This window comes from Pseudarthrobacter sp. Pseusp20 (assembly GCF_059492155.1).
Genome location: NZ_CP168521.1, coordinates 450445 through 462910, shown reverse-complemented (window position 1 = coordinate 462910; position 12466 = coordinate 450445). Strand labels below are relative to the sequence as shown.

The following is a 12466-nucleotide window of genomic DNA, read 5'->3' as shown; positions in this document are numbered from 1 at the left end:
CGGCCGCCGGGCAGCAGCGGGCAAAGGAGCCCTCCAAGAAGCCCTTGTCCCGCGCCGGATGATGGGCCATTCTTGGCCCTAACGGCGGCCTTGGCCGCTCCAGCGGGAGCAACATGGGCAGCGTGAATCAGCGGGGAGGGCGGGAACATGTCGCAGGTGGACCTGGAACGCGTCAGGCGCCCGGCGGGGGTTGCCCTCGCGGCCGGTGCGGTTTGGCTGGCCGGCATCAGCCCGGTGCCGGGGGTCTACCTGGAGCCCGACGCTGCGCGGCGGCTGGACATGCTCCGGAAGGGGCAGCGCTGGTGGGTGGCCGGACAACATGTGGCGGCGGCGGGGACGGCTGCCATGCCCGCGGCGTTTGCCCGGCTGGCCCTGGCCCTCCCGCCCGGAAGGAGCAGGGCACTCGCCGGCACAGCCGCCGTCGCACTTGCCGCCGGGGCGCCGTTATTTGTGTCCGAACTCGCAATGCGTGCGTCGGACCTGGAGCGCTTCGCGGCGCGCCGCTTCCCGGCGTGGCCGTTCCACGCCTATGCGTGGCTGCATGTGCTCGCGCTCGGGTCCCTGTCCGGCACCCTGGCAACCTTGCCGCACCGGAAAAAGGAAGCGGCAGCGCTGGCCCTCGCCAGTGCCGGGTCTGGAGTGGTACTGGCGAAAACAGGCGATATTCCGCCTTTCGTGTTCTATGTCGCCGAGCAGTTTGCTGCCGGCAGCCTGCTGCGCCGTGAATCGCACAGCGGTGAATCCCCGGCTGCGGCGCGGGAGTAATTACGCCCGTACCGCTAAATACCTGTACCCCGCCAAAAGCCCTGCCTCCCGAAGGGGGGAAGCAGGGCTTTTTAGTCAGGCCACGCGCGTACCTAGGAATTTGCCTTTTGGTAGGCTTCCTGGATTTCAGCCTGAATTCGGCCGCGGCTGTTAACGGTGTAGCCGTTATCCCGGGCCCATTGCCGGATTTGCGCCGAATCGTGGCTGCGGCCACCGGCCGGAGCCTTCGCCCGCTGGGCGGTGCGGCCTCCGGAAGCCTTGCGTGCAGCGTTGATGAACCTCTCCAGTGAAGACCGAAGTTCAGCGGCATTGGCTGCCGACAGGTCAATCTCGTAGTTGACCCCATCGAGGCCGAACTTAACATTCTCGTCTGCGGATCCCCCATCCAGATCATCAACGAGGATGATGTTTACTTTCTGTGCCATTAAAGGTCTTCCTCTTGGGTTTTCAGAAAAGCAGGATGTTTCCCAAAAAAATTATGACTCTTATCTTGGCAACGCGTCAAAGCGCCTATTCGTTCCTTGGGGATAAAACCGGAAAGAAGGGGGTTTATCTATTTGGATTCGGGGCCCGGGCGGTCCGTGGGCTGCACCGGGAGGGAATCCGCCTCGGCCTGCGCACGGGCCTCCGCCTGGCGCTCGGCCTTGTCCGCGTTGAAGATTGCCTTCATGGCGAACCAGAACAGCAGGCCCACCACCAGGGAGGGCAGGATAACCGCTACGTATTCCATGGTCAGTGCCCTTCGGGCTTCAGCAGGGGGAACAGGATGGTTTCGCGGATGCCGGCGCCCGTGAAGAGCATGACCAGCCGGTCGATGCCCAGGCCGATGCCGCCCATGGGAGGGGCGCCGTATTCCAGGGCGCGCAGGAAGTCCTCGTCCAGCTGCATTGCCTCCACGTCACCGGCGGCTGCGTGCAGGGACTGCTCGGTGAGCCGTTCGCGCTGGATGACGGGGTCGATCAGCTCGGAGAAGGCGGTGCCGCGCTCCATGCCGCCGATGATCAGGTCCCAGGCCTCGATCAGCCGGCCGTCCTCGCGGTGCGGGCGGGCCAGCGGCTGGGCGGAGGGCGGGTAGTCGTAGACGAAGGTGGGGTTCAGCAGGGTGGGCTCCACGATTTCGCCGAAGAGTTCCACCGCCAGCTTTTCGGCGTCCCACTTGGGGTCCGCCTTGACGTCGTGCTTTTCCGCGATCTCCCGAAGCACCTCAACGGGCGTCTCCGGCGTGATCTCCTGCCCCACGGCGTCGGAAAGTCCGGGGTAGACGGCCAGCCAGGCCCACTCGCCGTCGAGGTTGATCTCCCCCGCCCCGGTCTGAAGGACGCGTCCGGCACCCACGGCGTCGGCGGCGTCGAGGATGATCTCCTTGATCCGCTCTGCCATCACGAACTGGTCCGCCCAGGCCTCGTAGCACTCAAGGGTGGTGAATTCGGGGCTGTGGGTGGAGTCCACGCCCTCGTTGCGGAACACGCGGCCCATGTCATACACGCGGTCGATGCCGCCAACAACGGCGCGCTTGAGGTACAGCTCGGTGGCGATGCGCAGCGTCATCTTCTGGTCGAAGGCGTTCATGTGGGTTTCGAACGGCCGGGCGAGGGCGCCGCCGTGGACCAGGTTCAGGATGGGGGTTTCCACTTCCACGTAGCGGTGCCGGAACAGCGTTTCGCGGATGGAGCGGGTGATGGCGGCACGGGTGTAGACCATTTCGCGGGCTTCGTCGCGGACCATCAGGTCGACGTAGCGCTGGCGGACGCGGGTTTCCTCGTTCAGGTCCGCGTGCAGGACCGGAAGCGGGCGCAGGGCCTTGGAGGCCATGGACCAGGAGTCCGCCATGATCGACAGCTCGCCGCGGCGGGAGGAGATGACCTCGCCCTTGATGAACACGTGGTCGCCGAGGTCAACCAGGGCCTTCCAGTCGGCGAGCGCCTCCTCACCCACGTTGGCCAGGCTCAGCATGGCCTGCAGGCGGGTGGCTTTGCCGTCGGTGCCGCCTTCCTGCAGGGTGGCGAAGCAGAGCTTGCCGGTGTTGCGGATAAAGACAACGCGGCCGGTGACGCCCACGGTGTCGCCGGTGGTGTCGTCGGCCTCGAGGTGGGCGTACTTTTCCCGGATCTCGGCGAGCGAATGCGTCCGCTCCACCCCCACGGGGTACGCCTCCGTGCCGCGCTCAAGAAGTTTGGCGCGCTTTTCCATGCGGATCCGCATCTGCTCGCTGGCATCAACGGGCTCCGGGGCGTTCTTGGGCGAGGGGGTGTTTTGGGAAGTCACAATCATCAAGTTTACCGGGCATTGGGTGCCAGGACTTGCAGCTGGCCCGCAGGCTCACACCCTGGGATGGACGGGTGAAAGAACGGGTACTTCCAGCGCACGACGGCGGCAGGCTGGCTTTGTACAGCTACGGCACCGAAGACGCGCCCGGGCAAAAGCGGGTGCTGCTGATCGGCGGCGCGTTCCTCACGGCCCTGATCTACCGCCAGTTCTCCATCGCCCTGGCGAAAGGCCTGGGAGAGGGCTGGGCGGAGCGGTGGCGCTGAACGCCGTGCAGGAGTTCAGCGGAACCGTAAAGGTCCCGGACAGGCTTGCGGTGTACGACGCAGCGGTGAACATCGACGGCAACATCGACACCGCGTGGCTGGACGGGTTCGAGGACGCCGTCAACGGCGGCAAGGTGGGCCACGCCCTGGCGCACATGAAGAAGGCCACCAGCCCGGGCTACAAGGAAACGGCGGAGCGGCTGCACCAGGCAGTTCCAGGCAGCACTTACCAGCTCTCCCCCAAGTGCTTCCACGGGTCCATTCCGGCGGCCGTCAAGGAGCTTGTGACCGACATCGCAGCGTATTTCACGGGCGGGCATCCGGACGGCGGAACCCGCCCGGATGCTGCCGGCACTATCCCCGCTCGCCGCGGCTGAACCCGGCCAGGGCCGCCTCCCCCAGGTCCCGCCACACGGTCCGCGGCTTCGGTTCCACGCTCCGGTCCGCCAGCCAGTCACCCCAGGCCGTGATGTCCTTCCCGCCCGCAGCGGCAACCGCATCACAGGCGAACCCGACGGCGCTGGAGCCGTCCGAAAGCTCCACGGATCCCAGGAGCATGGGTTCCGGGAGGGCGGCCAGGAACGTCCCCAGGGCCGCAGGGGACAGCAGCCACCGCTCCCCCACCAGTTCCGCGCCGTCGTCGGACCGGTAGACGCCCGGCTTTGCCGGCACCGTGTCCAGCGCCACCATGCGGTAGCGTGCGGCGGTCCGGACCGGACCATCCCACGAGGCCCCGAGTTCCTCCAGCTGCGGTGCCAGCGGCTGGCCCTTGCGGTGCGCACCCACCACCACCAGCGGCACGGCCGTTGCGCCCGCCGCCAAAGGCCAGGGCGTGGACGACGACGGGTGGGCGCCGGTGCGGCCAACTTCCGCTGCTGCGCCCGGAGCGAAGAGGGCGGGAGCGTCCGGGGTTAGCTCCAGGCGGCGGGCGATATCGGCCGCCACGGCATCGTCGAAGGTCCGGCCGACCACCGTGAGGCCGAACTGCGCGCCGTCCACTTCCCCGGCAGGGACAGCCACGGCACAGAGGTCGAACAGGTTACAGAAATTGGTGTAGGTGCCCATCAGCGAATTCACGCCTACCGGGTCCGCGGCCACCTCAGCCAGCGTGGGGTGGAAGGGCGCCGTGGGAACCAGGAGGGCATCGAAGCCGGCGATCCGGGCCAGCGCCCTGGTCCGCAGTTCCTCCAGCCGGGCGGTATCGGCAACGTACCGGGAGGCGGAAACGGTACCGGCCGCCCGGATGATGCCCGCCACGGTGGGATCGATGCCCGCCTGGCCGTCAGTGCCGGCGTCGTGCTTTGCCAGGAAGGCCCCCACCGCAGCGTGGCGTTCGGCCACCAGCGCGCCCTCGTACAGCAGCCGTGCTGCCTGCAGGAAGTCGTCGAATTCGATTGCTTCGGCATCCACCCCGCTGGACCGCAGGCGGTCAACCTGCCGCTGGAATTCCGCGGCCCACTCAGGGGGCAATGCGGGCAGGCTGGCGGGAAATGCCACGCGGGGACGTGCCGGCGCGGCCAGTCTGATGTCCGCGGGCCAGGACCGGGAGTTGCCGGCCATGAAGCCCATGGCCAGCTCGGCGGTGGACAGGTGCCGGGCAAAGATGGTGACGGCGTCCCAGGACCGGCAGGCGGGCACCACCCCCTCCGTGGAGACGGCGTTCAGCGTTGCCTTGATGCCCACGATGCCCTGCAGCCCGGCGGGGACCCGGCCGGAGCCCGCCGTGTCCGTGCCGATCGCGATGTCCACCAGTCCCAGTGCCACCGCCACCGCGGAGCCGGAGCTGGAACCGCCGGAAATGTACTCCGGCCGGCGCGAATCCCGGACGGCGCCGTAGGGGCTGCGCGTCCCCACCAGCCCGGTGGCGAACTGGTCCAGGTTGGTGGCGCCCAGGACCAGGGCACCGGCGGCGCGGAGGCGGGCCACGGCTTCCGCATCCTTTTCCGGCGTGTAGGCAAAGCCAGGGCAGGCTGCCGTGGTGGGGATGCCCGCCACGTCAACATTGTTCTTGACGGCCAAAAGCAGCCCGGCCAACGGCAGATCCGCGCCACCTGCCACGGCGGCGTCGATCGCTGCAGCCTCCGCCAGGAGGTCCTCGCCGCTGCGGACCGTGATCCAGATTTCAGGCCGGTTTACTGATTCCAGCGCCGCTAGTGCCGCCTTGGCGCGACTGGTGGCACTGCTGTTGGTTGCCGGACTCATACTGCTGCCTCTTCCAGTTCCTGGGCGTCGTCTGCCGGTTCAAGGCCCAAGTCGGCGCCGAGGACCACTACCGCCTCGCCGGCCACCACCTGGGAGCCGGCGGCCGGCAGGACGCGGAGCACCACGCCCTCGCACGGCGCTTCGAGGACCGTTTCCATCTTCATTGCTTCCAGCGAGACCAGCGGCTGGCCCTTGGCGACACGGTCGCCGGCCTTGACGTCCACCTTCCAGACGCTGGCGGCGAACGGTGCGGAGATGAGCGATCCGCCGTCGGGAACCACCACGTCGTCAACAGCGGGGGCCACGACGGCGGCGAGCGCGTCCGCCCGGTCGAACTCGCCGGCGTCGGCCCAGGCCTGCCGTTCCACCGCGAACGCTGCGCCCTGCTTCTCCCGGAACGCGTCGATGGACTGGCTGTTGTCGGCAAGGAACTGTTCGTGCTCGGCGAGGGAGAACGTGCCCTCCTCGATCTCCACGCCGCGGCCGCGTCCTGCTGCCATGTCCGCGCGCAGGTCCAGGAGTTCCTCGGGGCTGACGGGGTACCAGGAGATGCGGTCGAAGAACCGGAGCAGCCAGGGCGAACCGGGTTCGAACGGCGCGGAACCGGCGTACCGCGACCACACCTGGGTGGTGCGGCCGACGAACTGGTAGCCGCCGGGGCCCTCCATGCCGTAGATGCACATGTAGGCGCCGCCGATGCCCACCGCGTTCTCGGGCGTCCAGGTCCGGGCGGGGTTGTACTTGGTGGTGACCAGGCGGTGGCGGGGGTCCAGCGGGGTGGCCACGGGGGCGCCGAGGTAGACGTCGCCCAGGCCCAGGACCAGGTACTCTGCGTTGAAGACGGTGTCGAAGACGTCGCTGATGGAGTCCAGGCCGTTGATCCGCCGAATGAATTCGATGTTCCACGGGCACCAAGGGGCGTCGTCGCGGACGCCTGCCATGTAGCGTTCGATTGCTTCGCGGGTGGCCGGATCGTCCCAGGACAGCGGCAGCCGGACGGTGCGGCTGGAGACCACCAATTCTGAGCTGGCGGGCAGGGCGGCCTCGATTTCCTGGACCAGGTCCAGCAGCCGCCCGGTGGTGAGGACGGACGGGTCCACCTTGATCTGCAGCGACCGGATACCCGGGGTGAGGTCCACGATGCCGGGTACCCGGAGCGCTTCGATGTGCTGGTGCAGGGCGTGGACCCGGGCGCGCAGGCCCAGGTCCAGCACCATCTCGCCGTATTCCACCAGCAGGTTGTCGTCTCCGGAGCGGCGGTACGTGACCGCGGGCCGGCCGGAACCTTCCGGCACCCGGCCCAGCACGCCGTCGTCGCCGTCGCCGCGTACCGTGCGTGCGGGACGGCCGGCTGCCGGGCTCACCGCCGGGAGGTGCGCTGAAAGATTGCCGGACCAGCCGGCGTCGCCCGGGAGCACCAGCTGGCGGCCGGGTCCCAGGTCCCTGGCCGACGGCGCCTGGCTGGCTTTGATGGGCACGAAGCGGACTTTGTCCCCCGGGCGCAGCTGGCCGAGCTTCCAGCGTTCGGCCGTCACCACGGTGACGGGGCAGACGAAACCGCCCAGGCTGGGGCCGTCCGGGCCGAGCAGGATGGGGGTGTCGCCGGTGAAGTCCAGGGCACCCACCGAGTAGGCGGTGTCGTGGATGTTGGAGGGGTGCAGGCCTGCTTCGCCGCCGTCGGTGCGTGCCCAGCGGGGCTTGGGGCCGGTGAGGCGTACGCCGGTGCGGGCGGAGTTGAAGTGGACCTCGTACTCCGCTCTGTACAGTTCCTCGATGTCCTCACGCTGGAAGAATTCCGGGGCGCCGTGCGGGCCCTCGGCCACGGCCAGTTCCCAGGTGGAGGTGAGGGCGGGACGGCTGTCGAGGGGCACCGCTGCCGCGGCGGCTTCCTCGGGTGCGCCGGCGGCAGGCTTGACCGTCCGCAGCACATCGCCCGCGCGCAGGACCCGTCCGGCGTGGCCACCGAACTGGCCAAGGGCGAAGGTGGAGGCGCTGCCCAGGTACTCGGGAATGTCCAGGCCGCCCTGGAACAGGATGTAGCCGCGCAGGCCCTTGCCGGCTGCGGTGCCGGCGTCGAGCGTTCCGCCTGCCGGGACCGTCACGGGCGTCCAGGCGGGCACCTCCGTTCCGTCAACTGTCACAGCCACTTCGGCGCCGGTAACGCAGACGGTGGTGGCGTGGGTGAAGGTCAGGCTGGGGCCGGTCATGGTGAACTCGAGGCCCGGGGCGCCTTCGGGGTTGCCCAGCGCGGTGTTGCCAAGCCGGAATGAGAGATCGTCCATGGGGCCGCTGGGCGGAACGCCGATCTGCCAGAGGCCGGTGCGGCCGGGCCAGTCCTGCACGCTGGTCTGCAGGCCGGGCCGGCCCACGGTGATGCGCGGCTCCGGGTCCCCCACGTTGTCCAGGGTGCTGGTGGAGTGCTGAACGCTGCGAACCACCTCCAGCCCGGTGGCGGCGCGGAGCAGCCCTAAGTTGGTCTCGATGCCGTCGATCCGGGTGTTGCCCAGCGCTGCGGCGAGGAGGTCGAAAGCTTCGGTGCGGTCAGTGCCGGAGGTGATGATCTTGCCCAGGAGGGGGTCGTAGTTGGTGGAAACGTCGGTGCCGGTTTCCACCCAGGCGTCCACGCGTGCTTCTACCGCCGTGGGGTAGGCGGCGTTGGTGACGGTTCCGGCGCTGGGCTGGAAGCCCCGGGCCGGATCCTCGGCGTAAACGCGGGCCTCCACGGCGTGGCCGGTCACGGGCAGGCTGTCCGGCACGTCCGCAAGGACTGCCTGGGCCTGGCTGCCGCCCTGGGCCAGTCGGAGCATCCATTCCACCAGGTCCACCCCGGTGACGGCTTCGGTGACGGGGTGCTCCACCTGGAGCCGGGCGTTGACTTCCAGGAAGGAGGCTTCCTTGCGGGCGGAGTCGTAGACGAACTCGACGGTGCCGGCGGAGCGGTAGTTAAGGGAGGCGCAGAGGGCCCGGGAGCTGCGGTGCAGTTCTTCGCGCAGTTCGTCCGGGAGGTCGGGTGCGGGTGCCTCTTCGAGGACTTTCTGGTGGCGGCGCTGCAGGGAGCAGTCGCGGTCCCCCAGGCTGACCACGCGGCCTTCGCCATCGCCAAAGATCTGTACCTCGACGTGCCGGGCGTTCTCCACGTACCGCTCGGCGAAAACCCCTGCGGTGCCGAAGCTGGCACCCGCCAGGCGGGCCACGCGGGGGAAGCTGTCCACAAGCTCGGCCTCGTTGCGGCAGACCGTCATGCCGATCCCGCCGCCACCGCCGGTGGCCTTGAGCATCAGCGGGAAGCCAATCGCGGTGCTGGCCGCAACGGCATCGTCCACGTCCCCAAGCAGCCCTGAACCGGCGATCATCGGCACCCCGGCTGCCCGGGCGGCGTCGCGCGCTGTGTGCTTGGTGCCGAAGATGCGCAGTTGCTCGGCGGTGGGGCCCACGAAGACCAGTCCCGCCGCTTCCACGGCCTCGGCGAAGGCCGCATCCTCGGAGAGGAAGCCGTAGCCGGGGTGGATGGCGCCGGCGCCGGTTTCCTTTGCCGCCGCCAGGATTGCGTCCACCCGGAGGTAGGATTCCTTGGCTGGCGCGGGCCCCAGCAGTACGGCCTCGTCGGCGAGCCGGACGTGCTTGGCGCCGCGGTCCGCCTCGGAGAAGACGGCAACGGTGCGCAGGCCCAACCTGCGGGCGGACTCAATGATGCGGCACGCGATCTCGCCGCGGTTTGCGATCAACAGTGTGTCGAAGGTGTTCGGCGTGTCAAAGGGGTTCACAGTGCAGCCTCCGGCCGGGTGACGATCATGCGGACGGGGGTGGGGTTGAAGCCGTTGCAGGGGTTGTTGATCTGCGGGCAGTTGGAGACCAGGACCAGGGTGTCCACCTCCGCCTTCAGTGCCACGCGCTTTCCGGGGGCGGACAGGCCGTCAACGATGCCCAAGGCGCCGTCCGGGTCCACCGGGACGTTCATGAACCAGTTGATGTTGGACACCAGGTCCCGTTTGCCCAGGCCCCAGCGCGAGCCCTCGATCAGGAAGTTCTCCACGCAGGCGTGCTGTTCGCGGGTGTGCTGGCCGTAGCGGAGGGTATTGGATTCCTGTGAGCAGGCGCCCCCGATGGTGTCGTGCACGCCCACTTCGTCTGCAACGACGGTCATCAGGGCAGCGCGGTTGTCGGCGCGCAGGACCGAACCGGTGGTGAGGACGATGGACTGCTGTGCGGCGATGGTGGCTGCCGCCGAGTAGCGCACGGTGGTGTCCGCCGCGGCGTACAGCAGGCAGTCAACCGCCTGGTTGCCTTCCAGGTCCACGATGGTCAGCACGTCGCCTGCTGCCACCACGGCAGACCAGGGGCCGCGGGCTTCGACGAACTCATCAAGTACAACGGCGCCAGGGGCCAGCGCGCTGGCGGCGGCGTCCGGGATGGGCGTGGTGTCAACGGCAGTGTTCATCGGGCGTTCCTTGCGGCGAGGTCGTGTTCGGTGTTGCGGAGGGCCTGCAGGTGTTCCGGGGCCAATGGTCCGGCCAGGTGGCCGGCCTCCAGTGCTGCCAGGTCCTGCGGCGCGTGCCAGGCGACGATGTCGACGGCGGTCCCCGCAAAGTCAGCGCGCGGGTCCAGGGGGTGGGCGGTGTTGGCCAGTACCAGCACGGTGTCCAGCTGGAGCAGGAGTTCGACGGCGGCACCGGGCCCGGCGCTTCCGGTAAAGGTGATGCTGCCGGCAGGGTCGACGGTGATGCCTTTGAAGAAGGAGATGGACGGCGCCACGTCGCGGGTGCCCAGGCCGTTCTTGAGGGCGCCCAGGGTGAGCAGTTCGCGTGCTGCCGGGGAGGGGCTGTGGGCGGTTCCGGCGCCGTACTTGGCGGTGTTGCCGGCGAGGGTGGTGGCGCCGGTGAGTGCGTCATGCCGGGACGACGTGTCCGCCACGATCGTTGCCATCAGGCGGCCGGCGTCGGACAGCAGCGGGTGCCCGGCGGCGGGGTAGGCCTGCCACGGGACCTTGACGGTGTCGGCGACGTTCAGTCGTTCGTGGGTGGCCCCGGCGCGGTACAGGAGTGCGTGCACGCAGGCGTCGCCTGCCTTGTCGGTGAGCCGGACCCGGGTGCCGCGCGCCAGGGACATGGTGGTGTAGCGGCCAAAGGCGACGGATTCCGCCCATGTGGGGGACGCGGCGTCGGCCCCGTCCACTCCGGGCAGTCCGGCCAGAAGGTGCGCGGGCGCGGACGCTGCCGGTACGTGGCGCATGGTCTCAGCGGTCCTGCCGTGCTGTTCCCGGGCATGGGCGCGGGCACCGGCCGTGGTGGCCGTCCCGGCGGCTGGCGTTTCGATGGTCTGTGTCATGTCAGTCCTGTAGGTCTGGAAGCGTGGCTTGCGGAAGCGTGGTTTTTGGGTGCGGGGCGGGCGGTCAGGCCTTGGCGGCCAGGTTCCTGCTCCGGACCCAGATGCCCAGGAGCAGCACCGCGGTGACCATCAGCGGCGCGGACCAGAGAAGGAGGCCGTTCTCGCCTGTGGGGTCGTACACCTCGGGCCGGGGCCATGCCAGGTTGACCACCATGACGCCGCCGTAGAGGACGGCGAGGATGTTGACTGGAAGGCCCCAGCGGCCCAGGGAGAAGAGGCCTGCCGGCATGGTCTGTCCCACCCGGTTCCAGTCGCCGCGGAGGCGGTTGACCAGCTGCGGGACGGTGACCAGGAGGTAGGCGAGGTAGACCATCACGATGCAGACGCTGCACAGGGTGGTGAACAGGGCGGCGTTGCCGACGTTGATGGCCAGCACGGCGACTGCAAGGGCGCCGATCACGATGGAGGGCCACATGGGGGTGCCGCGGGTGGGGTGCACGGAGGAGAGCAGGGCCGACGCCGGGAGCTTGCCGTCGCGGGCCATGGAGAAGACCAGGCGGGAACCGGCGGTCTGGATCGCCAGGGTGCAGACGAAGATGGCGATGGCGACATCCACCAGCAGGACCTTGCCCCAGAAGGTGCCCAGGACCGCGGTGAGGACGTAGGGCAGGCCTTCGGTGGCGAGGCGGCCGTCGTCGACGCTGGGCGCTGCCATGAGGGCGGTGATGATCATCAGCGCGCCGCCGATGCCGGAGATGAGGAGGGCGGAAAGGATGGTCCGGGGTGCGGTGCGGCGCGGGTCCTTGGTTTCCTCGGACAGTTCACCGGCGGAGTTGAAGCCCACCATGACGTAGGCGGCCATCAGCCCCGAGACCAGGAAGGCTCCCACGGCGCCCAGGTCCGATCCCTGCAGCACGGTGGTGTCCGCAACCACGTTGGGTCCGCGCTGGGCGGCACTGACGAGGGCCAGGATGACGGCAGCGACGCCCACGATCTCGCAGGTGACACCCACGGAGTTGACGTGGGCCATCAGCTTCACGCCCAGGGAGTTGATGATGGTGGTGGCGACCAGGAGGACGGCGCCGAGGACCACGGCGTTGGAAGCGCCGGTCACCGTGTTGAGCGCGGAGTCGCCGCCCACCACCTGGAAACCGTCCCAGAGCTGGGGCAGGACCACCTGCAGGGCGATTGCGGCAGCAGCTGCGGTGACCACCTGTGCGATCGCCATGAACCAGCCGGCGAACCAGCCTACGCCTTCCCCGCCCACGCGCCGCGCCCACTGGTAGACGGCACCGGACAAGGGGTAGCGGGCCGCAAGTTCGGCGAAGTTCAGGGCCACGAGCAGCTGGCCCACCAGCACTACGGGCCAGGTCCAGAAGAAGGCCGGCCCGGCGAAGGAGTAGCCGAACGCGAAGAGCTGGAAGATGGTGGTGAGGATGGAAACGAAGGAGAAGCCTGCGGCAAACGAAGCGTAGCGGCCGAGCTTCCGGTGGAGGGTGGGCTGGTAGCCAAGGGACGTCAGGTCTGCATCGTCCTGGTGGACGGTAGGGAGAACGGTTGATGTCATCGGGAATCTCCGGGGCTGGAAAGGGATCTTGGGGGCGAAGCCTCCCGGCACTGCAGCGCTCGGCCGAAGGCTGCGG

Annotated in this window: 9 protein-coding genes and 1 pseudogene; 2 read left to right on the top strand and 8 right to left on the bottom strand. The window is 68.9% G+C overall.

The window, feature by feature from the left end:
• Nucleotides 1–147: 147 nt before the first annotated feature.
• Entirely contained in the window at nucleotides 148–765 is a 618-nt protein-coding gene (locus ACEN9K_RS02255; protein ID WP_018770961.1) for a hypothetical protein, read from the top strand.
• 92 nt (nucleotides 766–857) lie between these two features.
• On the opposite strand, the gene ACEN9K_RS02250 is transcribed toward ACEN9K_RS02255, so the two are convergent.
• The 3 genes from ACEN9K_RS02250 to lysS form a co-directional block, all read right to left on the bottom strand.
• Nucleotides 858–1190, bottom strand: a complete 333-nt coding sequence (locus ACEN9K_RS02250; protein ID WP_018770962.1) for a histone-like nucleoid-structuring protein Lsr2 — start codon at nucleotides 1188–1190, stop codon at nucleotides 858–860.
• Nucleotides 1191–1318: 128 nt separating this feature from the next.
• Nucleotides 1319–1495, bottom strand: coding sequence for a hypothetical protein (locus ACEN9K_RS02245; protein ID WP_018770963.1), 177 nt, complete (start codon nucleotides 1493–1495; stop codon nucleotides 1319–1321).
• Between the two features lie 2 nt (nucleotides 1496–1497).
• Nucleotides 1498–3036 carry a lysine--tRNA ligase gene (lysS, locus tag ACEN9K_RS02240; protein WP_018770964.1) on the bottom strand — a complete coding sequence of 513 codons (1539 nt, stop codon included), beginning with the start codon at nucleotides 3034–3036 and terminating at the stop codon, nucleotides 1498–1500.
• A gap of 68 nt (nucleotides 3037–3104) precedes the next feature.
• On the opposite strand from lysS, the pseudogene ACEN9K_RS02235 reads away from it, so the two are divergent.
• Nucleotides 3105–3673 (top strand): annotated as a pseudogene (locus tag ACEN9K_RS02235) (hypothetical protein).
• On the opposite strand, the gene atzF reads toward ACEN9K_RS02235, so the two are convergent.
• From atzF to ACEN9K_RS02210, 5 genes are all read right to left on the bottom strand, one after another.
• Entirely contained in the window at nucleotides 3651–5498 is a 1848-nt protein-coding gene (gene atzF / locus ACEN9K_RS02230; protein ID WP_495635114.1) for an allophanate hydrolase, read from the bottom strand. The pseudogene ACEN9K_RS02235 and the gene atzF sit on opposite strands and share 23 nt — an antisense overlap.
• Entirely contained in the window at nucleotides 5495–9262 is a 3768-nt protein-coding gene (uca, locus tag ACEN9K_RS02225; RefSeq protein WP_495635113.1) for an urea carboxylase, read from the bottom strand. Before uca ends, atzF begins: the two co-directional genes overlap by 4 nt.
• Nucleotides 9259–9936 carry an urea amidolyase associated protein UAAP2 gene (locus ACEN9K_RS02220; protein WP_495635112.1) on the bottom strand — a complete coding sequence of 226 codons (678 nt, stop codon included), beginning with the start codon at nucleotides 9934–9936 and terminating at the stop codon, nucleotides 9259–9261. The genes uca and ACEN9K_RS02220 overlap by 4 nt, the downstream gene beginning before the upstream one ends.
• Nucleotides 9933–10823 (bottom strand): urea amidolyase associated protein UAAP1, encoded by an 891-nt coding sequence (locus ACEN9K_RS02215; protein ID WP_144600983.1) that lies wholly within the window; start codon nucleotides 10821–10823, stop codon nucleotides 9933–9935. Before ACEN9K_RS02215 ends, ACEN9K_RS02220 begins: the two co-directional genes overlap by 4 nt.
• Before the next feature lie 64 nt (nucleotides 10824–10887).
• Nucleotides 10888–12390, bottom strand: coding sequence for an amino acid permease (locus tag ACEN9K_RS02210; RefSeq protein WP_495635111.1), 1503 nt, complete (start codon nucleotides 12388–12390; stop codon nucleotides 10888–10890).
• Nucleotides 12391–12466 lie beyond the last annotated feature (76 nt).

What these genes read in the sequence shown, in the direction of transcription:
- ACEN9K_RS02255 (WP_018770961.1), top strand. Translation starts at nt 148, where the DNA reads ATGTCGCAGGTGGACCTGGAACGCGTCAGGCGCCCGGCGGGGGTTGCC.
- ACEN9K_RS02220 (WP_495635112.1), bottom strand. Translation starts at nt 9,936, where the DNA reads ATGAACACTGCCGTTGACACCACGCCCATCCCGGACGCCGCCGCCAGC.
- atzF (WP_495635114.1), bottom strand. Translation starts at nt 5,498, where the DNA reads ATGAGTCCGGCAACCAACAGCAGTGCCACCAGTCGCGCCAAGGCGGCA.
- lysS (WP_018770964.1), bottom strand. Translation starts at nt 3,036, where the DNA reads ATGATTGTGACTTCCCAAAACACCCCCTCGCCCAAGAACGCCCCGGAG.
- ACEN9K_RS02215 (WP_144600983.1), bottom strand. Translation starts at nt 10,823, where the DNA reads ATGACACAGACCATCGAAACGCCAGCCGCCGGGACGGCCACCACGGCC.
- ACEN9K_RS02245 (WP_018770963.1), bottom strand. Translation starts at nt 1,495, where the DNA reads ATGGAATACGTAGCGGTTATCCTGCCCTCCCTGGTGGTGGGCCTGCTG.
- ACEN9K_RS02250 (WP_018770962.1), bottom strand. Translation starts at nt 1,190, where the DNA reads ATGGCACAGAAAGTAAACATCATCCTCGTTGATGATCTGGATGGGGGA.
- ACEN9K_RS02210 (WP_495635111.1), bottom strand. Translation starts at nt 12,390, where the DNA reads ATGACATCAACCGTTCTCCCTACCGTCCACCAGGACGATGCAGACCTG.